This window comes from Aquirufa beregesia (assembly GCF_011090385.1).
Taxonomy (GTDB): Bacteria; Bacteroidota; Bacteroidia; order Cytophagales; family Spirosomataceae; genus Aquirufa; species Aquirufa beregesia.
Genome location: NZ_SEWW01000001.1, coordinates 129,615 through 151,107 on the forward strand (window position 1 = coordinate 129,615; position 21,493 = coordinate 151,107).

At 37.0% G+C, this 21,493-nt stretch carries 20 protein-coding genes, 1 tRNA gene and 1 other RNA gene; 11 read left to right on the forward strand and 11 right to left on the reverse strand.

Features of this window, described 5'->3' with window-relative positions; translation table 11 throughout:
- Nucleotide 1 precedes the first annotated feature (1 nt).
- Complete coding sequence (kduI, locus tag EWU23_RS00540) at nucleotides 2–832, reverse strand: 5-dehydro-4-deoxy-D-glucuronate isomerase (RefSeq protein ID WP_166227754.1); 831 nt, start codon at nucleotides 830–832, stop codon at nucleotides 2–4.
- A gap of 26 nt (nucleotides 833–858) precedes the next feature.
- Here kduI and EWU23_RS00545 point away from each other — a divergent pair, with 26 nt between their 5' ends.
- From EWU23_RS00545 to EWU23_RS00585, 9 genes are all read left to right on the forward strand, one after another.
- Nucleotides 859–1,770 carry a hypothetical protein gene (locus tag EWU23_RS00545; protein WP_166227755.1) on the forward strand — a complete coding sequence of 304 codons (912 nt, stop codon included), beginning with the start codon at nucleotides 859–861 and terminating at the stop codon, nucleotides 1,768–1,770.
- Between the two features lie 55 nt (nucleotides 1,771–1,825).
- On the forward strand, nucleotides 1,826–2,632 hold the full coding sequence (locus EWU23_RS00550; RefSeq protein ID WP_166227756.1) for a tRNA (adenosine(37)-N6)-dimethylallyltransferase: 807 nt from the start codon (nucleotides 1,826–1,828) through the stop codon (nucleotides 2,630–2,632).
- Between the two features lie 21 nt (nucleotides 2,633–2,653).
- Nucleotides 2,654–2,741, forward strand: a tRNA-Ser gene (locus tag EWU23_RS00555).
- 171 nt (nucleotides 2,742–2,912) lie between these two features.
- Complete coding sequence (gene rsmI, locus EWU23_RS00560; protein ID WP_166227757.1) at nucleotides 2,913–3,584, forward strand: 16S rRNA (cytidine(1402)-2'-O)-methyltransferase; 672 nt, start codon at nucleotides 2,913–2,915, stop codon at nucleotides 3,582–3,584.
- Between the two features lie 42 nt (nucleotides 3,585–3,626).
- Nucleotides 3,627–4,739, forward strand: coding sequence for an Lnb N-terminal periplasmic domain-containing protein (locus EWU23_RS00565; protein WP_205753041.1), 1,113 nt, complete (start codon nucleotides 3,627–3,629; stop codon nucleotides 4,737–4,739).
- A 5-nt stretch (nucleotides 4,740–4,744) separates the two neighbouring features.
- Entirely contained in the window at nucleotides 4,745–5,761 is a 1,017-nt protein-coding gene (locus EWU23_RS00570) for a threonine aldolase family protein (protein WP_166227759.1), read from the forward strand.
- Nucleotides 5,762–5,847: 86 nt separating this feature from the next.
- A complete protein-coding gene (gene rhaM, locus EWU23_RS00575) occupies nucleotides 5,848–6,162 on the forward strand; it encodes an L-rhamnose mutarotase (RefSeq protein ID WP_166227760.1) in 315 nt (104 codons plus the stop codon).
- Nucleotides 6,163–6,172: 10 nt separating this feature from the next.
- Nucleotides 6,173–7,297: a glycoside hydrolase family 88/105 protein gene (locus EWU23_RS00580; RefSeq protein WP_166227762.1), complete on the forward strand. Its 1,125-nt coding sequence runs from the start codon at nucleotides 6,173–6,175 to the stop codon at nucleotides 7,295–7,297.
- A 54-nt stretch (nucleotides 7,298–7,351) separates the two neighbouring features.
- The gene (locus EWU23_RS00585) at nucleotides 7,352–7,903 is read left to right on the forward strand and encodes a hypothetical protein (RefSeq protein WP_166227764.1); all 552 of its coding nucleotides are present in this window, start codon (nucleotides 7,352–7,354) and stop codon (nucleotides 7,901–7,903) included.
- A 49-nt stretch (nucleotides 7,904–7,952) separates the two neighbouring features.
- Here EWU23_RS00585 and EWU23_RS00590 read toward each other — a convergent pair whose 3' ends face one another.
- From EWU23_RS00590 to EWU23_RS00610, 5 genes are all read right to left on the reverse strand, one after another.
- The gene (locus EWU23_RS00590; RefSeq protein WP_166227766.1) at nucleotides 7,953–8,906 is read right to left on the reverse strand and encodes a 3-keto-disaccharide hydrolase; all 954 of its coding nucleotides are present in this window, start codon (nucleotides 8,904–8,906) and stop codon (nucleotides 7,953–7,955) included.
- A gap of 259 nt (nucleotides 8,907–9,165) precedes the next feature.
- Nucleotides 9,166–10,596, reverse strand: a complete 1,431-nt coding sequence (locus EWU23_RS00595) for a S10 family peptidase (protein WP_235942134.1) — start codon at nucleotides 10,594–10,596, stop codon at nucleotides 9,166–9,168.
- Between the two features lie 708 nt (nucleotides 10,597–11,304).
- Nucleotides 11,305–12,441, reverse strand: a complete 1,137-nt coding sequence (locus tag EWU23_RS00600; protein ID WP_166227770.1) for a hypothetical protein — start codon at nucleotides 12,439–12,441, stop codon at nucleotides 11,305–11,307.
- Nucleotides 12,442–12,714: 273 nt separating this feature from the next.
- Nucleotides 12,715–13,086: a transfer-messenger RNA gene (gene ssrA, locus EWU23_RS00605) on the reverse strand.
- 40 nt (nucleotides 13,087–13,126) lie between these two features.
- Nucleotides 13,127–13,600: an Lrp/AsnC family transcriptional regulator gene (locus tag EWU23_RS00610; RefSeq protein ID WP_166227772.1), complete on the reverse strand. Its 474-nt coding sequence runs from the start codon at nucleotides 13,598–13,600 to the stop codon at nucleotides 13,127–13,129.
- Between the two features lie 215 nt (nucleotides 13,601–13,815).
- On the opposite strand from EWU23_RS00610, the gene ald reads away from it, so the two are divergent.
- A complete protein-coding gene (gene ald, locus EWU23_RS00615) occupies nucleotides 13,816–14,901 on the forward strand; it encodes an alanine dehydrogenase (protein ID WP_166227774.1) in 1,086 nt (361 codons plus the stop codon).
- Here the strand turns inward: ald and EWU23_RS00620 are convergent, their stop codons facing one another.
- From EWU23_RS00620 to EWU23_RS00630, 3 genes are read right to left on the reverse strand one after another with little or no spacing between them, the layout of a single operon-like run.
- Entirely contained in the window at nucleotides 14,902–16,203 is a 1,302-nt protein-coding gene (locus EWU23_RS00620) for a TolC family protein (RefSeq protein ID WP_166227776.1), read from the reverse strand.
- A 4-nt stretch (nucleotides 16,204–16,207) separates the two neighbouring features.
- Nucleotides 16,208–17,791, reverse strand: a complete 1,584-nt coding sequence (locus EWU23_RS00625; protein WP_166227778.1) for a DHA2 family efflux MFS transporter permease subunit — start codon at nucleotides 17,789–17,791, stop codon at nucleotides 16,208–16,210.
- A 4-nt stretch (nucleotides 17,792–17,795) separates the two neighbouring features.
- Nucleotides 17,796–18,833: an HlyD family secretion protein gene (locus EWU23_RS00630; protein ID WP_166227779.1), complete on the reverse strand. Its 1,038-nt coding sequence runs from the start codon at nucleotides 18,831–18,833 to the stop codon at nucleotides 17,796–17,798.
- An 85-nt stretch (nucleotides 18,834–18,918) separates the two neighbouring features.
- Here EWU23_RS00630 and EWU23_RS00635 point away from each other — a divergent pair, with 85 nt between their 5' ends.
- Nucleotides 18,919–19,437, forward strand: a complete 519-nt coding sequence (locus EWU23_RS00635) for a MarR family winged helix-turn-helix transcriptional regulator (RefSeq protein WP_166227781.1) — start codon at nucleotides 18,919–18,921, stop codon at nucleotides 19,435–19,437.
- Nucleotide 19,438: 1 nt separating this feature from the next.
- Here EWU23_RS00635 and EWU23_RS00640 read toward each other — a convergent pair whose 3' ends face one another.
- A complete protein-coding gene (locus EWU23_RS00640) occupies nucleotides 19,439–20,872 on the reverse strand; it encodes an ATP-dependent DNA helicase (RefSeq protein ID WP_166227783.1) in 1,434 nt (477 codons plus the stop codon).
- Between the two features lie 19 nt (nucleotides 20,873–20,891).
- Nucleotides 20,892–21,491, reverse strand: coding sequence for an aminotransferase class IV (locus EWU23_RS00645; RefSeq protein WP_166227785.1), 600 nt, complete (start codon nucleotides 21,489–21,491; stop codon nucleotides 20,892–20,894).
- Nucleotides 21,492–21,493: the final 2 nt, after the last annotated feature.

Below are 21,493 nucleotides of genomic sequence, written 5' to 3' on the forward strand. Positions count from 1 at the left end.
ATTAACGTAGTTCAGTAATTTCAGAAAAATCCATATCAGTATAGTCTTTATTTTCTCCTGCCATTCCCCAAATAAAGGAATAGTTTTGTGTGCCAGCACCGCTATGAATAGACCAAGGTGGGGAAATCACGGCTTGATGATTTTGTACCCAGATATGTTTTGTTTCTTTGGTTTCACCCATTAAATGTAAAACGGCTTGACCAGGTTTTACGTCAAAATACAAATAGGCTTCCATTCTGCGGTCATGCACGTGAGCAGGCATGGTATTCCAGATGGATCCTGGTTCTAAGATGGTTAAACCCATCACCAATTGACAGGACTGTATCCCATCTTGATGAATGTATTTATAGATGGTTCTATGATTGGAATTTTCCAATGAACCTACATTCACCGTCACGACATTTTCTCGGTCTAATTTTTCATTAGGGTAAATAGCATGTGCCGGAGAAGATAGCAAATAGAACTGTGCAGGTTCGTTGGCTGAAACAGAACTAAAACTAACGTCTTGCGTTCCCTTACCAAGATATACGGCACTTAATTTAGATATTTCAAAGCTTTGTCCATCTGCTTTTACGATTCCCGGACCACCCACGTTGATAATCCCCAATTCTCTACGCTCAAGGAAATAATTGGCCTTTAATTTTTCAGGGTTAGGTAATTTGATTTCTCCTAATACCGGCATAGCTCCACCGATGATCATACGATCATATATGGAATAGGTTAAGTGAATTTGATTCGCTTCAAATATATTTTCAACCAAAAAATGGTCCCTTAATTCTTGATTAGTGAAGGTGGATACTTCTTTTCTACTCGCCTCAAATCGATAGTTCATGCTGATTATTTTTAGTTTAGAAAGAGATGACAGGAGATATTCTACTCAAATTGCAGCTATCTTTAGGTGCAATTTCTAATGGCATGGCGGTATATCCTATTAATTTCTATGATGATGTGTCCTCTTTTTTCAAGGAAATTGAGTTAGCGGTTGAAATTACTCTGGACAAAGGTCCCAATACTATTTTTTTACCTGAGCTTTCTTTATTTGTTCAATGTTATTCCTTGGCAGATTTTGAAATAGCCAAGAAGCATTCAGATCCAGAGACATGGCAAAGGGATTATTTACAACTAATCAGTGGGACTGCAGAATTCATTCGGATTTGGGAGGATATATGGTTTAAACATACTAGCTGGATTAAGCAATATTTTAGCTATCGAAAACGAAAGAATACATCCATTTTTGCTCGTGATTTACGCGGGGTGAATATTAGCAAGGAAATAGCGGATCATTTTTTAGAAAAGGAACATCTGTTAGGGAAAGTGCAGGCGAAAAGATATATAGGTTTGGTGGTGCCTCCCCATCGTCAATTCCGAAACATCACGAGTGATTACTTCATAGGTGATCAAAAACTGGTTGGAGTGGCTGCATTTGCGAAGCCCATGTTGATGAAAGAACCAGGTTTGGAAGGCCAGCTTTCAGGTGAGTTAATACGTTTTTGTTCTATTTTAGGAACTCGTATTGTTGGGGGATTGAGCAAGGTGATTCAGTATTATCACAAAGAGGAAAAAGTCAACAACATCATGACCTACATTGATTTGGAATGGAATAGAGGTGAAGGTTATCAATCAATTGGATTTCAAGAAGTACAACTAACTAAGCCGATTTTATATACGCTCAATGACCTAGGGGAACGAGTTATTTGCCAAACTTGGGAGGAAGCCTCCACTTGCACTGCTGGAAATAAAAAACTGCGTATCTATTTTTCAGAAAATTGACGCAATTTTGTAAATCCGTTTACAGCCAATCATCTTCTAATTAGCTTCTAAATTCATGTCACTTCCACTCATTACGATTCTTGGTCCCACAGCAAGCGGCAAGACGGCTTTGGCAGTAGAATTGGCCAGAAGAATAGGAGGGGAGATTATCTCAGCTGATTCCAGGCAAGTATATCGACGATTGGATATAGGAACAGGGAAAGATTTAATGGAATATGGATCAGGTGAGAATGCTGTCCCATATCACCTAATTGATACGTTGGAAGTGGGCGATACTTATTCTGTGGCGCATTTTCAGAAGGATGCTTTTGATGCACTGAAGGAAATAGATGCTCATGAAAAATATCCTATATTATGTGGAGGTACGGGATTGTATATTGATGCGGTTTTATCAAGTTATCAATTTTCTAGTTTACCTCCTTTTTTAGATTCACCCTTGGAATTAGATCGTTCAAGCATCGTTTTTGGATTACAACCTTCATGGGAAAGTAGAAGAGCAAATTGCTCGAAACGACTCTTTCAGCGCTTAGATGAAGGGATGATTGAAGAAGTAGAAAATCTATTAAAAGAAGGTGTCATGCCAGCAGATTTACGTTGGTTAGGACTGGAATACAAATGGTTAACGGATTTTGTCGAAGGGAAAATTAGTCGTGAAGAATTAGAAAAAGGCCTTGAAGTAGCTATTCATCAATTTGCCAAGAGGCAAATGACATTTTTCCGTAAAATGGAACGATCGGGGATTGAGATTCGATGGATTCCCGAAAATTTAATGCGGTCAGAAGCAGTCGATTGGATGATTTCTCAATTAATTTTTAAGGATTTTTTGACAAAGGATTTGCTTAAAATCGAAAAAAGGCCTTAATTTGCATTCTCAATTTGAGACAGAGGGTTGTCAGAGTGGTCGATCGAGGCAGTCTTGAAAACTGTTGGCTGTTACAGGCCCGGGGGTTCGAATCCCTCACCCTCTACCAAAAGCGCAAAGAAATTTGCGCTTTTTTTTTACATCCTTCATTTTTCAGGGAATACATCAGATCTCAAGAGTTATAAAAAGACGAATCTTTAGAAGCTAGTAGATTGAAATTTATTGATGAGTAATTTCCTCGCCTCCCAAGAAATTCATATTTATGTAGTATTTTCATTGTATGAAATTATACATTGTTCCTACACCCATTGGAAACTTAGAAGATATCACCTTACGCGCCATTCGGATTTTAGGAGAAGTGGATGGTATTTTGGCAGAAGATACGCGCAATACAGGTCAATTATTGAAACATTTAAACATTAATAAGCCCTTATTTGCCCATCATGCCCACAATGAACATGCGGGAGTAGCAGGTGTTATCAAAATGTTATTGGCTGGGAAGTCTTTAGCCTTAGTTTCTGATGCAGGTACTCCTGGAATCTCTGATCCAGGTTTTTTATTGGTTAAAGCCTGCGTAGAGCAAGGTATCTCGGTGGAGACATTACCAGGGGCTACTGCCTTTGTTCCCGCTTTGGTGAATTCAGGATTTCCATGTGATCGATTTATTTTTGAAGGATTTTTGCCTCATAAAAAAGGCCGTCAAACTCGTTGGAAAGCCATTGCTGAAGAGGATAAAACCGTTGTCTTGTATGAGTCACCTCATCGCATTGTGAAAACAATGGAACAAGCCGTGGAATTTTTAGGGGAATCAAGACAAGTTATGCTTGCCAGAGAATTATCCAAAATGCATGAGCAGATGATTCGAGGTACAACGGCTGAAGTATTACTGTATTTAAATCAACATCCTGATAAAGTTAGAGGCGAAATGGTTTTAATTATTGCTGGTAAATAAGTTTTTATGAAGTATTTGTATCTATTGTTTCTAAGCTGCCTGATGAGCTCAGCTTTGGCCCAACATAGTCTAAGTCCCCAATCACGCGTGTCCTTGGTGACCATTGCTCCAGGTACAGAATTGTATTCCTATTTTGGACATACCTTGATTCGAGTGTATGATCCAGCCACGGGATTAGACCGAGCCTATAGTTATGGTACTTTCGATTTTCAAACTGATAATTTTTATTGGAAATTTTTGAAAGGCACCTTGCCCTATTCTTTGTCGTACAATAATATGTCCGATGTGTTGAATTATTATTCACAATATGAAAATAGGACCCTAAGAGAACAGGTACTGGCCTTAAATGATGCTCAGCGTAATCAAGTTTTTCAAGCCTTAGAAAAGAATTACTTGCCAGAAAACCGCTATTATCAATATAAATTTTTCTATGATAATTGTGCCACTCGAATTCGTGATATATTTGAACAGGCCGCTCCTGGAGCTTATCCATGGGATAAAATGACTCGTTTGGAGGGACTGTCTTACCGAGATTGGATGAACCGCTATTTGCCTGCTACCGCTTGGCTTACTTTTGGTATGAACATGGCATTAGGCTTGCCATCAGATGTAACAGCCAATGCTTCACAATCCTGTTATTTGCCAGATAATTTAGAAATTGCTACGGCACAAGCTGGCTTGAACAATCAAAAATTGGTAGAAGCTTCTTTAACTTTATTTGAAGCACAACCGAATCCATCGGTAGGCTTTGATCCCTTGGGACCTCTTCCCATATTGCTGACATTATCTCTTGTTTTGGTATTTTTATCCTTACGTTTTTCTCACAAAAAAGGCCTGTTGTATGGTTTGGACATAGCCCTTTTTCTCATTTATGGATTATTTGGGATGTTGATTTTCTTTTTAGCTACAGCTACAGACCATGAAGTGATGACTTATAATGTGAGTTGTTTAATATTATGGCCAGTACATTTCCCATTGGTCTTTTGGTTCGCGAAAAACCCTTCGGGTGGATTTTGGCTCAAATATGTTAGGGTAGCCTTTATTCTGGCATTAATAGCTAGTATTATTTCAGGTTATCTCTTTTATGGCTTATTCATCATTGCTTTGCCATTATTGGTTCGTTTGTTCTTTTTATCTCGTTTTTATTCCAAATAGCCTCCATGAAAATCATTGAATTGAGAAGTGATACTTTCACATTACCCACCCCAGGGATGCGCGATGCCATGTTTTCTGCGCCTTTAGGGGATGATGTATTTGGGGAAGATCCTAGTGTGTCAGCTTTGGAGTCTAAATTGGCTACCATGTTTCATAAAGAAGCAGCTTTGTTTTGTCCATCTGGAACAATGAGTAACCAAATGGCCATATCGGCTACTGTTTCCAAAGGTCAAGAGGTAATTTGCGATGAGCTTTCTCACATTTATTTATATGAAGGGGGTGGTATCATGGCCAATGCTGGAGCTTCCGTTAAATTATTGAAAGGAGATTTAGGTAGATTAACGAAATCTCAAATTGAAGCTGCGATTTCACCGGACGATATTCATGCCTGTGAAAGCGCTTTGGTTAGTTTGGAAAATACGGTAAACAAAGGAGGGGGGAGTGTGTATACCAGTGAAAGTCTGGAGGAAATTTCCGGTTTTTGTCGAATGAAAGCAATTCCTCTACATTTAGATGGGGCGCGTATTTTTAATGCAATGGCCGTAACGGGACAAAGTCCTGCCCAATTTGGTTCCTGGTTTGATTCCATTTCGATTTGTTTATCCAAAGGATTAGGAGCCCCTGTAGGTTCTGTATTGGTGGGGAATACTGCTTTTATCAAAAAAGCCAAAAGGATTAGAAAACGATTAGGTGGAGGGTGGCGACAAGCGGGAATGCTTGCTGCTGCGGGGATTTATGCCTTAGATCATCAAGTGGAAAGACTTCAAGAAGATCATCAAAGAGCTAAAGCTATTTCAGAAATATGTGAGTCTTTGGATTGGGTAGAAAATACTTTACCTGTGGTAACGAATATTGTGATTGTGAAAATAAGTGATGGTTTGAATTCCTCCACTAAAGTGGCTGAATTAGCTCAAAAAGGTATTAAATGTTCCCCATTTGGTGTGGATTACATTCGATTTGTTACTCACCTAGGGTTTGATGATGAAGATTTAAATCGTTTTGAAAAAGCCATCCAAGCTTAGTTCAATTCTTTTCTTTGGCATAATCATATTGATTGAGTAGAATTGTTGATTCATTGACTTATTTCAACAATTAGATTCGCTAAAATATGCAAAGAAAAGCCCTTAAAATGTTTCTTCTTCCAGGGAAAGAGGCTGAATACAAAAAACGTCACGATGAAATTTGGCCTGAACTGGCAGATTTATTGAAGTCCGTAGGTGTCCAAAATTATTCTATCTTTCTGGACCCAGAAACGTTAGTGCTTTTTGCGTATCTAGAGGCTGAAGATCTAAGCCAATTGGACAATTTGCCCCAGTTGCCTATTATGCAAAAATGGTGGGCATATATGGCTGATATCATGGAATGTAATCCAGATCATTCACCTAAATCTGTTGAAATTCCTTCTGTATTTTATTTAGCTTAATCTTTTTCTGATGAAAATTAGATATACCCTAACTAGTTTAGTGATCCTTGTTTTTGTTGCATTATCTGCCATGGCAAAGCCTAATAAAAAGCTGATTTTATCTCAAATGCATTTGGCAAATAGTTATTTTAAATTAAAATGGCCTCAAGTAGGACAAGTGATCGTAAGTCCTGATCGAACGCGTCCATCCAATATTTGGACAAGGGCCGTTTATTATGAAGGACTGATGGAATTGTATAAACTAGATCCCAAAGAATCGGATTTGAAATACATGACGGATTGGGGTATTTTTCATCAATGGGGTTTACGAGATGGCTTGAAAACTCGAAATGCGGATAACCAAGCTTGTGGACAAGTCTATTTGGATTTATTTGATATACAGGGTGATTCTGCGAGGATAAAACCCATTAAAGCTAATATTGATTACATGTTAGCCAGTGAAAAAGCTGATGATTGGTCTTGGATTGATTGTTTACAAATGAGTATGCCTGTTTTTGCCAGATTAGGAACTCGATTTCATGATAACCGATATTATGAAAAAATGTATGATTTATATGCCTTTACTAAATATAAACACGGCGGAAAAGGTTTATATAACGCACAAGAGCATCTTTGGTGGCGAGATAAGGATTTCATTCCTCCATATAAGGAGCCCAATGGGGAAAACTGTTATTGGTCACGAGGTAATGCATGGGTTTATGCGGCTCTCATTAGAACATTAGAAGTGATGCCTACTAATGCACCCCATCGTGCGGAATACATACAAGATTTTAAAGATATGTCAGAAGCCTTGCTTCCTTTGCAAAGAAAAGATGGTTTCTGGAATGTGAGTTTAAAAGATGAGAGTAATTTTGGAGGACCGGAATTAACGGGTACAGCCTTATTTGTTTATGGAATGAAATGGGCTTTGCGAAACGGAATATTAAGCGATAAAAAGTATCATAAAGCAGCTGATAAAGCTTGGAATGCCATGAGTAAATGTGTTCATCCCAATGGCTTTTTAGGCTTTGTTCAGGGTACAGGAAAGGAACCTAAAGATTCACAACCCGTGACATTTACATCTGTTCCTAATTTCGAAGATTTTGGATTGGGTTGTTTCCTTTTGGCGGGATCAGAAATGTTAAAATCAAATTAATTCTATGTTTTCTGTTTTTTTTCATACATTTAACTCGTACTAAATGTTAAAACAATGAAAAGAACAATCATAGGAGCTATCGTAGGTGGCTTAATTATTTTCTTTTGGCAGGCTGCGTCCCATGTGGCATTTAATTTACATGAGCCTTCCCAAATGTACACTGCTAGCCAGGATAGTGTATTGAACGCGTTGACAAAACACCTCAAAAAGGAGGGGGGGTATATTTTACCTCGTTTGGAAAATGAGCAAGATATGGCTCAGGCGGAAGAATTTGCTAAATCTGTTACAGGGAAACCATGGGCACGTATTCAGTATTATACCAACTATCAAATTTCCATGCAGGATAATATGATTAGAGGTCTAATCGTAGATATCTTCTTAGTATTATTGGTTATTTATCTGATTAAGCAATTAAAAGCTCCTAAAATGCGAGATATTTTAGGCTTATGTTTAGTGATTGCTGTCTTGGTATTCACCAATTCCACTTATACTCAACATATCTGGTATCCTGTGTTTGATTTGAGGGCAGAACTAATTGATTTAGTTGTTTCTTGGGCACTATGTGGCTTGTGGCTAGGCTGGTATTTGCCAAGAAGAGCAGAATGAACAATGTAGAATGTAGAAATTTGAAAATTCTACATTCTACATTCTTAATTTATTTCGCTGGAGTAATAACCAAATTTCTGTATTCTACCGGGCCATGATCACCTTGAATCATTATCGGGCCTGCTTCACCTTCATTACTGTCTAAAGCACCTCCAGTAATGCCAGGAATTTCAGCTTTGTAAATGACCGTTTTACCATTTAGGATTACCGTGATATTGCGGCCTACTAATTCAATATCATAAGTTTGCCATTCTCCTGCTTCTTTGGCTGCATTTTCTAATGGAGCAATAAATCCATAAACCGCACCTAATTGATCTTTTGCAGGCTCTAAACCTTTACTGTCGGCCACTTGGATTTCATAACGACCTCGTAAATATAAACCACTATTGCTTTCTTTAGGTACACGAAATTCTGCGTGTAATTTGAAGTCTTGGAAGGTATGAACAGTACGTATATTGGCACCCGTTCTTGGACTTTTCATAATTCCATTGACAGCTACCCATTGATTATCTGGACCTAAAGTCTGCCAGCCATCCATGTTTTTACCATTGAAAAGACTGATTGGCGTACCCCATACTGGAGCCTTTTCTCTCCATAATTTAGGAGCTCTAACTCCTAGAATACGAAATTTCTCTCCTAATGGGGTTGTGATGCTTCCCATCAACTTATCATCTTTTAATTCAGCCTCTAGCATTAAATCTTTCTCTGAGTTTTCCCATTGGGGTGGAATGCTGAAAGAAATGATATTGTTGGCGAAATTTACTTTGGAAATAGGTCGAGAACTACCACCATCACCCACAAAATGGCCAGTTAATGTTTTTAAACCAGAATGCGTCACTTCTAGCCAGGCTGGAGTTGTAACGTTTCTTTTAGTAATGGTGATATTCCATCTTCCTTCTATCACAGAATGCCCCGCAGGAACTTGCGCTAAGGAACTGTAAGATAAACCGACAATAGAGAGAAGGAATGCTGTCTTAAAGAATTGAATGAATCTTTGTTTCATAGTAAAATTGAGTATTGTTTGAACAATGAATTTACGATTTTTTCATTGTTATCATTCTGAAATCATTTAAAATATGCTGCCATATCGGTACTGTCCTGATTGAAAGAATGGTAATATTTGAATTATTATAAATCTTTTAAAATTAAGGAATGAAATCAGTCGAATTTTAAAATGATAAAATAGGAATTTTTCTTCCATGATTGGTCGTCAGAATGCAATCAATAATTAACTTTCAGGCTAAGCTAAATTGTTTGTTATTCTAAAATTTTGCTGGTGTACCATATTTTGGAATGCTCTTTTTAATAAAAGTTCTTAAGTGATCATTACTAGTTTTTAAATCGTCTTTTCGTAAATACATCATGTGTCCACTCCTATATCCTTCCCAGAACATTCGATCTTGAATTTTTCCAGCGGGATCCATTTGCCACATGTTGTATTTAGCGTTGAAATAATCACAAGCACCATCATAATATCCTGATTGTACCAACACATGCAAGTAAGGATTTTGCATCATTGCTTGACGTAAATCGTCTCCTGTGTGGTTGTTGGTTCTATCCCAAGGGAATGTGGGTCCGAAAATATAATATTGTAAATCTGTTTTATATGCTAACTCATCTCGTAAATACATGTTAATTGCTGGAGTAAATGAGTGCTCCCAACTTGTTAACTCTGAATTATAATCTGGTTTGTCCCCTGCATCTTTTTTATCTATACCAATATATCTTGAATCTAAACGACCAACCGTTTTACCTTGATTTCGTAATAATTCTTTCCAGAAATAGTCTAAAGGGATTTCTAAATTCTGATTCATTACTGCTATCTCACTTAGTCCAGTATAACGAGCTAATTTTTTCACCATCAATGCGCGCTTCTCTTTACTTAATGCACCACCTTGTGCAATAGCTGGTAATAATTCATTAAGAGTAAATGCTTCAACTTCTGGCAAATATGCTGTTAAATCTTTTGATTGTAAGTCATCCGGTAATTTTTTATGGTACCAAGCAGTTGCTGCCATATAAGGTATACGTAATACAGCACTCATAGTACCACCTCGCTCGATACCCAAATCAGTTGGAGAAACCAAGATTACTCCATTTAAATACATCCAATGTTTATTTTGTAATTCTAAAGACAAACCTGCAACCCTGGCTGTACCATAACTTTCACCAATCAAGAACTTTGGTGAAGCCCATCTTTTTTGACGAGCAACAAATGCATTAATCCATTCTGCCAAATATTTTATATCTGCATTTACTCCGAAAAATTTCGAAGTTGGGATTGATTTATCTATGATACGAGAAAATCCGGTATTCACAGGATCTATGTATACAATATCTGCAACATCTAAAATAGATTGTTGGTTTTCATCAAATCCATAAGGTTGTATCGGATATCCCTCATCGTCAATTTTTAATTTTCGTGGACTTGTATAACCTAAATGCATCCAAACGCTTGCTGTTCCTGGACCTCCGTTAAAAGAAATTACCAAGGGTCGATCTGTTTTATTTGTAACATCTGTACGCTCATAATACACATAAAATAATCCAGCAATGGCTTTTCCATTATCATCCCAAACAGGCATGGTTCCGGTTACCACTTTATAAGTTACTTTTTGACCCTTGATATTGATTTCTCCTTTGTTTTCAGTTTTAGCCTCTAAAGAAAGCTCTCTTTTAAAATTAGGATTCATATCTACCTTCAGAGCGGCTTTAGATACGGTATCTTCTACGAGCTTTTGTGCTTGAGTGAATAAGCTAATAAACAGAAGCAAATATGTTATGAGAAGTTTTTGCATGTTAGTATTATTTTATTTGTATAAAATTTACGGTTCCTAAATATACAGGTAATTGAAAATCATCCTTAGCCACATGATTATTTTTTTATCCATGCATGAAGTCTTTACAATGGAATATGTCTGTAATTGTAAAATTTAAGGAAAAATGTAATGATGTTATCCCCAATGATAAGTTATAATCACCAAATTCAAATTTTGAAATATCAAAATTTGGCTGTTTTATTTTAATTAAAAAAAGGAAAATCAAAAGGAATACAGAAATACTGTCTTGCGTAGCTATTTCAAAGCACTACAGAATGAAAGGATTTATAGAGAAAATGGGAGGTAAAAGCTTAAAAAAGGCCCGAATGTTGGCCGGGCCTTTTTTGATTTTTGCGCCTTAATGGCACCTTGTGGGCTGTCAGGGACTGCAATCGAACACCTTATCTCAATTTTGAGTTTTTTCGAAAATATAAAATGGAATATTTCTTAACGTTTGGCCGCTTGGTGATGTGGCGGATTAAGAAAGCCTAAACTTTCGGTTAATTACTAATCTTTCAAGTGTAAAACCATCTTTAAATTAAGCCTAAACCCGCCACATCGCCAAACGGCGGTTGCGCGTTGTTATTCTATCGAGATATCTTTACTTTCAGTTACTTTAGGAATATAAATAAGATAATCATACCCCTTTATAACTCTCGATAAGTATACATCTTCTACTTTTAGCTTGTTTTGTAAAATAGATTTTTTTAAAGGTCTTAAATCAAAACAATACCATTGTTCATCATTTACCACATTTAGAAAAGATTTAAAACTAGTGTTATCCTTTTCGTCTTCTCCTTTTCCTACAACCATTATATGTAACGATTTCCTGAAATTTGCCTCTTCAATATTAGAAATTAAGCTGCCTATATCATATATATCGGTTTTTGTTAATATGGTTTCCCCTTTTGGTAGATGGTTCGCACCAAATTTGAAAAGATTTTTTTTGTTATTCCAATCGGGCATTTGGTTTAGCAAGATGTTTTTCATCAATTGAATCCTTAAGAGATGACTTCTTTTAGTATAAATCTCTCTACTTAACTTGAATGCTTCAATTTGTTTTCGCTCTTTGTCAGAAAGTTTTAACTTCAACAACAAATCTAATTTTTGAAGACAATCTTCAGAAAGCATGTAGTATTTTTCCAAACCTTCTTTAGATGCAACTAGTTTGGAATTATGAAGCATTTGCTCGTATATCTCAATCACCTTTTTATTTTTCGAAGTTTCTTTTAAACTTGAAATTATCATTTGATCTGCAGAAACGCTCATTTGTTCGACACCATATATTTTGGTATTACGTTTAACGAGATTCTTAAACAAAGCAAATTCGGGTTCATACTGCAAAAAAGAAAAGTTTGTATAATATTCTTTAAGAAAAGAATTAAGCTGATCAGTAGATAGCGATTTAATTTTTGTTTCGATTAAATCTACAGAATAAGGATCAACCTCAAGGAAATAGTTATCAAAATCAACCTCATTGATAATAGCATTTGTGAAATAAGGAATTTCGTTTGTAAAATGAATTTCTCCCAACAAAACAGAATTAGATTGTTTTATTTCGTCTAGCAAAACATCCCATCCTTTTCCCTGAAATGAAATGTTTTTATCAATTTGGAAAGGAAAACCATTCTTTTGAACTAGACTGTCAAGTACTATGTTTTGAGCATAGTTAAAATTTGTAATGAATAATGTAAGAAGTAAGAATATTATTTTTTTCATTTTGTATTATCGAAGTTGTATTATAATAACGCACAACTGTTACATACCCATTACTTTATAGCGCATATCTACCTTATTATGGATGTATATGCGCTAGGTAATCAGTACAAGATTTTGCAATACTACACATAAAAAGAATACGACGATTGTGATTTTACGTAGATTGACTTTTATTTTTTGCTATCTCAAAAAATAAGCTAAGAGTTTTTGGGAAGAAAAACATCTTTAAATGAAAACAACGCTATTGTCTTCCAATGGCGTTGTTTGTCTTTGTGGTGGAGTCGGAGGGATTCGAACCCTCGTCCAAACCTAGCGAACAATAGCTTTCTACACGTTTAGCTGTGATTCATTTTCGATCAAAAGCGGGTTCACATCAGACCCAAACTTTCAACTTATCCTCTGAATACTAACAAGTCCGTAGAGAAATTCGAACTTATCGACTCTGCATGTCGACGCTCAGATGCCCTCCTCGGCAGAGTTTAGAGAAGGCTGAACGATGGCAAATTGATTAATCTCTAAGATTAAGCAGCCATGGCATACTGTGTATTGCCAGTTATAATTCGAAGGTTTTTTTAACAGGAAATGCCTACAACTCCCGACGTGCTTACCACCGACCGACATAAGCTGTCAAAACCGGTCGACCCCATAATTGGAATACAAAGGTACAACATTAAACAGCCCTTTGTCAAGTAATAGGTAATTCTGTACTTTGTTTTATTTCATCCATCACGAATAAACTGTTGATGTGCGCAACTGTTGGAAGCACAGCCAACTTCTCTTGATAAAACCGGTTGTAACTTTCTACATCCGCACTGACAACCATTAAGTAATAGTCAAAGTTCCCAGAGACCAAATGGCAAGATAGAACTTCAGGAAAAGCTTGGACGGCTTGTTCAAATTCTTTGAAATTCTTACGATTTTGTTTTTCTAAGGTCACTTGACAATGCACTAATAATCCCAAGTCCAGCATTTTTCGATTGAGTAGTCCTACATACGACATGATATATCCATCTTTCTCCAACTTTCTGATCCGATCATGGGTAGGCGAAAGGGATAAATTAACTTGTGAGGCTATTTCTTTGAGTTTCTTTTGCCCATTTCCTTGTATGATTTTTAAAATCTTTAAATCAAGTGCATCTAAATTGAGTTTGGAAGCCATAATTTTTTCGGATTTGCGTTAACAGAAAGTTAATTTATAGAATTATTTTCTACAAAAACACATTTAACAGAAATAATTCCTTTTTTATAAGTGATATACATAAATATTTTTTGTCTTTTTTATATTTGCAGTGTATTATACTTCATCAAAGGTAACGGCCAGCGAAATTTTTCGTTGGCCGTTCTTTTTTTTTCAACAAGCTAACATCTACTATCATGATCATTGGCGTCCCTAAGGAAATAAAAAAACAAGAGTTCCGAGTAGGCCTAACACCTGCAGGAGTTCAATCATTGGTGGCTCAAGGTCACCAAGTGTATGTGCAAAGTCAGGCTGGTGTCGGATCAGGATTTTCAGATGAGTTTTACACTCAAACGGGAGCAGTCATTCTTCCAGATGCGGTTTCTGTATATGAAAAATCTCAGATGATTGTCAAGGTGAAAGAACCCTTGGCTCAAGAATTTTCATTGATACAAGCAGGACAAATTCTATTTACCTATTTCCACTTTGCAGCATCTAAGGAACTAACTCAAGCAATGATAGCAAGCAAAGCGATTTGTATTGCCTATGAAACAGTGGAATTGCCTGACAAGAGTCTTCCTTTATTAACTCCTATGTCAGAAGTAGCTGGAAGAATGTCCATCCAAGTAGGAGCCTATTTTTTAGGAAAGGCTCAGGGGGGAAAAGGTAAAATGTTAGGAGGAGTACCCGGAGTAAAACCCGCTAATGTGATCATTTTAGGAGGAGGAGTGGTTGGTACGCAGGCTGCCAAAATGGCGGCAGGACTAGGGGCCAATGTAACCATCATGGATACTAATCTAGCTAGATTACGTTATTTGGAAGATATTTTACCTGCCAATGTGTCTACTCAGTATTCCACGTCATTAGCCATTCAGGAATGTTTGCCTCAGGCAGACTTAATTGTAGGCGCTGTACTGTTACATGGGGCAAAGGCTCCTCATCTAATTAAAAGAGAAGATTTAAAACGGATGAGCCCGGGAACAGTGCTGGTTGATGTAGCTGTTGATCAAGGTGGATGTATAGAGACCTGTCGACCTACAACCCATGAGAACCCAGTATTTGAAATAGATGGAATTCTTCATTATTGTGTAGCCAATATGCCTGGGGCTGTGCCTCAAACATCTACTCTAGCGCTGACTCAAGCGACATTACCTTATGTACAACAAATTGCCAAAGAAGGTTGGAATGTGGCATGTACCAATAATCAAGCCTTAGCTAACGGATTGACGATTTATGAGGGTAAATTGCAAAATCCTGCTTTAGCTATCTTGTTTGATTTATAATTACCAGATCTTTATTCCCTGTATTCTATATAATTCCAATTGTTGTAGGTTCACTTGATAATCAAATTGAGCTTGCATCAATTGGGATTCTTCTAAGATAGATTCTGCTTGATCTAATTCAATTCGGCGAATCAATCCCTGCTTAAATCGTGTATTAGCTAATTCCAAGGCATATTGTGCTTGCGCCACGACCTCTTTCTGCGTTGCAGCTTTCTTTACATAGTTTTGATGATTCAATTGTGCTTGTCTCCATTCTGTTCCTAATTTTTCTTGAGCATCTTCCAACTGAAAAGCGACACGCTCTTTTTGAATGGTGGCTAATTCTGTTTGATAACTTGCCCTTTTTCCTGCATAAATAGGAATACTAAGTTTTAGGCCTAAGACGCTGTTCACTTTAAAATCATCTCCAAAAGATGGTGTTTCTCCATTAATTCTAGGAACATAACCATTTTTCAGTCCTAATGTAGCCAAACCAGCCAGAGAAGGGGTATTTTCAGACTTGGCTAATTCAATACTTTTATTGATGATTTCTTCTTGTGCTTTTATTTGAGTAATCTCCGGATTCGTAAATGATTCTATGGGTTTAGCTGTTTGAGCCTGCCAGATTTGGGGATTTTCTACTAAATAGGCCTCGGCATTCGCCCCCAATAAGGTGCTTACATAATCCAACATACGAGCTACTTGATTCTCCAATTCTAGGATTTTACTCTCTTGATTGGCTATTTTAACTTGTTGGCTGATCTTATCATATTCAATAGCCTCACCTAGTGCTATTTGTTTTTGAATAACTTGGAAATTATTTTCAAGTCGTTTCAATTGTGATTTTTGAACCAGGATAGCCTTTTTATTAAAGACAATTTGCTGGTATAAATTGGCAATTTGGAAACCCATTTGGAATTCTTGTTGATCAATTTGAGCTTGACTTAATTGAGTTTCTAATCGGGTTTTCTCAATGGCCATGGCATTTCTTCCCCAATCATACAATACATGATTAGCCACAAATTGAGAATTATAATTCATGTTGGGTTGAAATTGTAAAGTTGAATTGCCTCCACCAAAGTTAAAACTAGCTTTTGCCACGGGATCGATTCGAGTTATCCCAATTTCGGCGCCAATGATGGGTTTGCCGTAGGATTCTTGTATTTGAGTTTTCACTTGACCCATTTTAATCAGGTTTCTTTGTCCCTTTAAGGCAGGCGAATGCTGTAAAATTCCTTGAATTAATTCAGGAAGTCCTTTAGTTTGGGCTAGCAAGGTGCTGCTCAACAAGGAATAGGAAAGGAGTAGGATGTATTTTTTCATATAATTAATGAGCCTCTTCACTGGCTTTCATGATTTTTTCAATTTCTGCTTTGGTTTTCCTAGGGGTACGCAATAACCATAAGAAGGGTAGTATACATAAGAATAAAATGGAGACCAATCGGAATGTATCTAAGTAGGCCAAATAATAGGCTTGCTTGTTGACCATAGCATCTAATTGGCGATAGGCAGCTTCACCACTGCGGACGAAATCTCCCGTTTTTTGCATCATATTCTGAGTCAAACCTTGAATTCTTTGTTGGAACAATGGATTTTCCACTTGAATATTCGCTAATAAATCTGTTCGATGTTGGGCAGCTCGATGCGTAGCATAATTGTTTGCCACTGCAATACCAAAAGCTCCTCCTAATTGACGAATCATATTACTTAAGGCAATTCCTGCTGGATATTCAGCGGGTTGTAAACCCGCTACAGCCTGATTAATTAGCGGCATTTGTAACATAGCAACCCCCATCATACGTAAAAGGTGCATGGGGAAGAAATCCCAACGACCCATTTCAGGGGTGGCTGAACCACCTATGAAACCGAAAATGATAAAAATACAGATCCCAACACCCATGACCGGAATGGGTTTCCCTCCTAGAGATAAATATTTAGCTATCATTGGAAAAAAGAGGACTCCCAATAAGGTTGGAAACATCAAGGATAAACCCGTTTCTGTAGAACTTAATCCATTGATGCGCTGCACCATGATGGGATAAATGAATACCGAAGTAAATAAACCAAATCCACTGACTAGGTTAAAGACGGTACTCATGGCAAATACCTTATTCTTGAAGATCTTTAAGTTGATTACTGGATGTTCTGTGGTCAATTCTCTCCAAATAAAACCAATTAGGCCAATGGCACATAATACTGCCATGGTATTGATGGTTCTTGATTCAAACCAGCTCTCCGATTCTCCTTTTTCTAAGATATATTGTAAGTTTCCAATTCCTAATGTTAGGAAAGCGATTCCGATGTAATCGATTTCCATACTTTTTCGATGCTGCCCTTCACCTTCCTTACGATCAATGAATACGATGGTCAGAATGGTTGCCAAAATACACACGGGTATATTGACATAGAAAATATCATTCCATTCATAATTGTCGACTAAATACCCCCCTAAAACAGGCCCTAAGGAAGGCCCTAGGATAATCCCCATGCCAAAAAAACCAGAGGCAGTTGGTCGGTCTTTAACTTCAAAGGCATCAAATAAAATCGCTTGAGATGTAGATAGTAAAGCCCCTCCACCAATTCCTTGTATAAATCGCCAAAAGACTAATTCCCATAAGCTATCACTCATCCCACAAAAATATGAGGCAATTCCAAAGAGAATCATGGAGCCTAAGTAGTAGTTTTTTCTACCAAAATATTCCCCTAAAAATCCCGTCATTGGAATAATAATCACGTTGGCAATGGCATAGCTGGTAATTACCCATGCAATATCTTCAATGGTAGCTCCGAGATTTCCGGCTATCTGGTTGAGGGCCACGTTAACAATCGTGGTATCCAACAACTCCATGACAGCTGCGGTAATCGTAGTAAGTACGATGATGATTTTTGCGAATCCCTGAGGTCTTTGCATTGTATTAGTTTATGGGAACTGATACATCTAATGATAAACCTGCACGTAAAATATCCTTGTATTTATCGGCATTCAATATTTCGATTTTCACTGGAATACGTTGGGTTACTTTGACAAAGTTCCCTGATGCATTATCTGGAGGAAGTAAAGTTGTTTTGGCCCCTGTAGATTCAGAAATAGATAAAATACGTCCTTTCAAAGTGATTTCTGGGTAAGCATCAATTTTTATATCTGTCTCCATTCCCACTTTCAAAGACTCCACTTGGGTCTCTTTGTAGTTTGCCACAACCCAATATCTACTGTCATCCATGATGGTCATCAGGGGCTGTGAGACTTGAATGAATTGACCCGCCTCTACTGATTTCTTACCAATTTTTCCATCGGCAGGTGCGTAAACTTTATTGTAGCTTAATTTCAATTGCTGTTGCTGAACCTTAACTTTTTTAAGTTTTAACGCTATTTCAGCTTTATGCCAAGTAGCTTGTAAGATGCCTATTCTGGATTGTGTACTACTTAATTCAGCTTTAGCTCCTTGGTATTTAATGGCACCCTGCTCCGCCAAATCTTGACTGTCTATTAATTGTTGACGCGTAATGGCTTTAGCAGATTCTAATGCGGCATTTCTACTAACATCACGATTATACTTATTGTATGCCAATTCTGCTGACTTGACCAGGCTTTGTTGCGCTTCGATACTTTTCTTTAAATTATTCAAATTAGCTCTTGCACTTTCAATATCAGATTGAGCTTGTTCTACCTCTACTTGCATTTCTTCCAATGCCAAGGCTGCTTCATCGGAATCTATTTCCAAAATCAATTGACCTTTTTTAACTTGATCATAATCATTGACACAAACCTTTTTGACAAATCCCGCCATTCTAGGTAATACAGGAATAAAATAGGCTTCTATTTGTGCATTATCAGTATCTTCATGCGAAGTAGCATATTGGTATTTTTTATAACCGAAAAAGCCTCCTATGAGTAAAACTACTGCTAAAATGATTTTAGGAAGATGAGATTTTGGTTTTTGATGAGTAGACATGGTACGTTTTTTTTGTTGCAAAGTAAAGAAGCATTTATAATAAAGTCAAGTCAGTTGACTAGTTATTTTATTTTTGTATTTTTGCATGAAAGAAAAATCTTATATGGATCAGATTACACCAACTGATTATTCCAAACACATGTTTTTATCAAGGCTTTTGGTAAAGTCTTACCGCATTGTACAATCGATGAATGGCTCGTATTTAAGAAGTTTAGGCTATGAAAATTTCAAAATAGGGCATATCATTGTTTTAATGAATCTTACTGAACAGGGAGTTACTACAACTGATTTGGCCAAAAAAGCGAAAGTGAGTAAGCAAGCCATGAGTAAGTTGGTTAATGAATTAATCCAGAAAGGATACCTCATTTCTAAAAGTCATCCTCAAGATTTACGCTCCTCTCTCTTATTTTGCACAGAGAAAGGTAATCAATTTTTGGAAGATTTAATGAAATCGAGAGCTCATCTTGAGCAAAAATTTGCTGAAATAGTTGGTCAAGAGCGTTTAGCGGAGTTAAATCAATTATTAATAGAAATCGTCTCTCACTATGATGATTTAGCAATTGTGGATACAATTAATGACAATATAGCAGGTACTAAAATCTAGTTTAGGGAAAAAAACGTTCGTGAAAATTGACTAAAAAAAGTTCATGAGTGGCCCGCGTGATGGCCGTATATAGCCAACGGATGTATTCAGCGTCTATTTGCTCTTCTTTAAGATATCCCTGATCCACAAAAACAGCTTTCCATTGTCCACCTTGAGATTTGTGGCAAGTCAATGCGTAAGCAAATTTAACTTGAAGAGCATTTAGAAATGGATCTTTTCGAATGGCCTCCATTCTTTCTTTTTTTTTGGTTATATGGGCATAATCTTCGCAAACAGAATCATATAGTTTTTTATTGGCTTCTTTTCCTAAAGCAGATTCTGCCGAATGAAGCGTATCCAACAATATTTTGGCCTCTACCTCAGGATGATCTTCGTAATCACATAATCGTACACTTACATTCAGAAATCGAAAACCATGCATGTCCTCTTGTTTCTTGATTTTCATTACTTCCACAAAATCCCCATTGGCTAAGAACCCCGCTGGAGAATCTTCATCTAACCAATGGTAATTATTTCGAACAATCATCAATAAATCACCACTGCTAATTTCATCTTCTTGATACAAAATACATCTCCGAACAAATTCATTATACTGCACAGCACTTTTATTGGATCTCGTAAGTAAGATGGTTTCTTCTTTTCCGAATTTCCGGTAGGCATATTGCATTCCATCTTCCACTTTTTCACCAGACATTTTGAAAAAGTCTTTGAATGACTTGGTATTAAATTGAATTTGATGGGATGATTGATTCAATAATTCTCGAAGATTAGTGGCATTGTATAGAATTCCAGAATGTATGTCTTGGCGCATAACATCCGTTAATTCATGGTCCATCACCTCCATATGAAATTCACTGCTAATATATTCTTTGGAAAGGGCAGGAGAGAGGCTTTTCCCAACCGGAGGTAATTGGGCTGTATCTCCTACAAAAATCAATTTATTACCCGTATGGCCATTTTCTGGATTTGTAAAAACGTATTCTATTAAATCAGTCAATAAACTATTCGTACCAAAATCAGATTCATCGGTTATCATAGAAGCTTCATCCACGATGAAGACGGTGTTGGTGGCATAGTTGTTCATTCGTTGAAACACCAAAGCACCCGAGTTGGGATTACTGACTTGTCGGTAGATTTTTTTGTGGATCGTGAATGCCTTTTTCTTCGCATAATTAGCCATAACCTTAGCTGCTCGACCAGTAGGTGCTAGTAATTGAGTTTTATAACCAAAGCTAGCTAAAATTTTAATGAGGGTAGAAATGACCGTTGTTTTTCCAGTTCCGGCATAACCCTTGATGATAAAAGTGAGAGCTCCCCATTCATCTTTATTTACAATAAAATCATTCAATTTCTGAAATAAAGCCGTTTGAGAGGGTGTAGGCTCAAAGGGGAACTTTTGATGCAATAGAAAGGAAGGACTTTGGGAAGGATTCATGTCTTAAAGAAGACACAATTTACACAATTGAATCGGGAAGCAAAAGTGCGTTCTCATCTGAAAGTGGCCTAAATACATTGATGAGGCAGATATGACTGTAATCTTTTAACTCCGTTTCCAAAATATCCCTTTCTTCCAACACTTGTTCATCTAATAATCTTCTTCGGGTAGTTCCCCAATGGAGAGGCTCTTTAGGGGTATACCATTTATTGTCTTTTTTAAACGCTAAATTGGCTATGCTAGAATCTTGCAGCTTTCCTTGTTTGGAAAAGATAATATCATCAGCTTCTGGATGCTCAGCTATTTTCTTTAAGATATGGGATCTATCTGCAAACTTAAAAGGGTATTCGAAATCACCTGTATTGACAATAGCCAGCTTATTGATGTTTTTCGATTGATAGGGAATGAATTCATGGAAATCCCATTCAGTGCGGTATACCAATCTAGCTCGATAACTCCCATGCTGAGGGATATCCAAGCTAGCAAAATAATCGCGGATGTTTAAAACAGGAGATGTTGGAAAGTAATTTTGAAAGGCATCATTGATTCTTTTTTGATGATAATCTAGATGAAGTGTTTCGCCATTCACAACATGAACGGTCTCTAAAAAAGTGGGCATTT

Excerpts from the sequence above, each read along its gene's own strand:
- kduI (WP_166227754.1), bottom strand. The coding sequence starts at position 832 with ATGAACTATCGATTTGAGGCGAGTAGAAAAGAAGTATCCACCTTCACT.
- EWU23_RS00545 (WP_166227755.1), top strand. The coding sequence starts at position 859 with ATGACAGGAGATATTCTACTCAAATTGCAGCTATCTTTAGGTGCAATT.
- EWU23_RS00550 (WP_166227756.1), top strand. The coding sequence starts at position 1,826 with ATGTCACTTCCACTCATTACGATTCTTGGTCCCACAGCAAGCGGCAAG.
- rsmI (WP_166227757.1), top strand. The coding sequence starts at position 2,913 with ATGAAATTATACATTGTTCCTACACCCATTGGAAACTTAGAAGATATC.
- EWU23_RS00565 (WP_205753041.1), top strand. The coding sequence starts at position 3,627 with ATGAGCTCAGCTTTGGCCCAACATAGTCTAAGTCCCCAATCACGCGTG.
- EWU23_RS00570 (WP_166227759.1), top strand. The coding sequence starts at position 4,745 with ATGAAAATCATTGAATTGAGAAGTGATACTTTCACATTACCCACCCCA.
- rhaM (WP_166227760.1), top strand. The coding sequence starts at position 5,848 with ATGCAAAGAAAAGCCCTTAAAATGTTTCTTCTTCCAGGGAAAGAGGCT.
- EWU23_RS00580 (WP_166227762.1), top strand. The coding sequence starts at position 6,173 with ATGAAAATTAGATATACCCTAACTAGTTTAGTGATCCTTGTTTTTGTT.
- EWU23_RS00585 (WP_166227764.1), top strand. The coding sequence starts at position 7,352 with ATGAAAAGAACAATCATAGGAGCTATCGTAGGTGGCTTAATTATTTTC.
- EWU23_RS00590 (WP_166227766.1), bottom strand. The coding sequence starts at position 8,906 with ATGAAACAAAGATTCATTCAATTCTTTAAGACAGCATTCCTTCTCTCT.
- EWU23_RS00595 (WP_235942134.1), bottom strand. The coding sequence starts at position 10,596 with ATGAATCCTAATTTTAAAAGAGAGCTTTCTTTAGAGGCTAAAACTGAA.
- EWU23_RS00600 (WP_166227770.1), bottom strand. The coding sequence starts at position 12,441 with ATGAAAAAAATAATATTCTTACTTCTTACATTATTCATTACAAATTTT.
- EWU23_RS00610 (WP_166227772.1), bottom strand. The coding sequence starts at position 13,600 with ATGGCTTCCAAACTCAATTTAGATGCACTTGATTTAAAGATTTTAAAA.
- ald (WP_166227774.1), top strand. The coding sequence starts at position 13,816 with ATGATCATTGGCGTCCCTAAGGAAATAAAAAAACAAGAGTTCCGAGTA.
- EWU23_RS00620 (WP_166227776.1), bottom strand. The coding sequence starts at position 16,203 with ATGAAAAAATACATCCTACTCCTTTCCTATTCCTTGTTGAGCAGCACC.
- EWU23_RS00625 (WP_166227778.1), bottom strand. The coding sequence starts at position 17,791 with ATGCAAAGACCTCAGGGATTCGCAAAAATCATCATCGTACTTACTACG.
- EWU23_RS00630 (WP_166227779.1), bottom strand. The coding sequence starts at position 18,833 with ATGTCTACTCATCAAAAACCAAAATCTCATCTTCCTAAAATCATTTTA.
- EWU23_RS00635 (WP_166227781.1), top strand. The coding sequence starts at position 18,919 with ATGAAAGAAAAATCTTATATGGATCAGATTACACCAACTGATTATTCC.
- EWU23_RS00640 (WP_166227783.1), bottom strand. The coding sequence starts at position 20,872 with ATGAATCCTTCCCAAAGTCCTTCCTTTCTATTGCATCAAAAGTTCCCC.
- EWU23_RS00645 (WP_166227785.1), bottom strand. The coding sequence starts at position 21,491 with ATGCCCACTTTTTTAGAGACCGTTCATGTTGTGAATGGCGAAACACTT.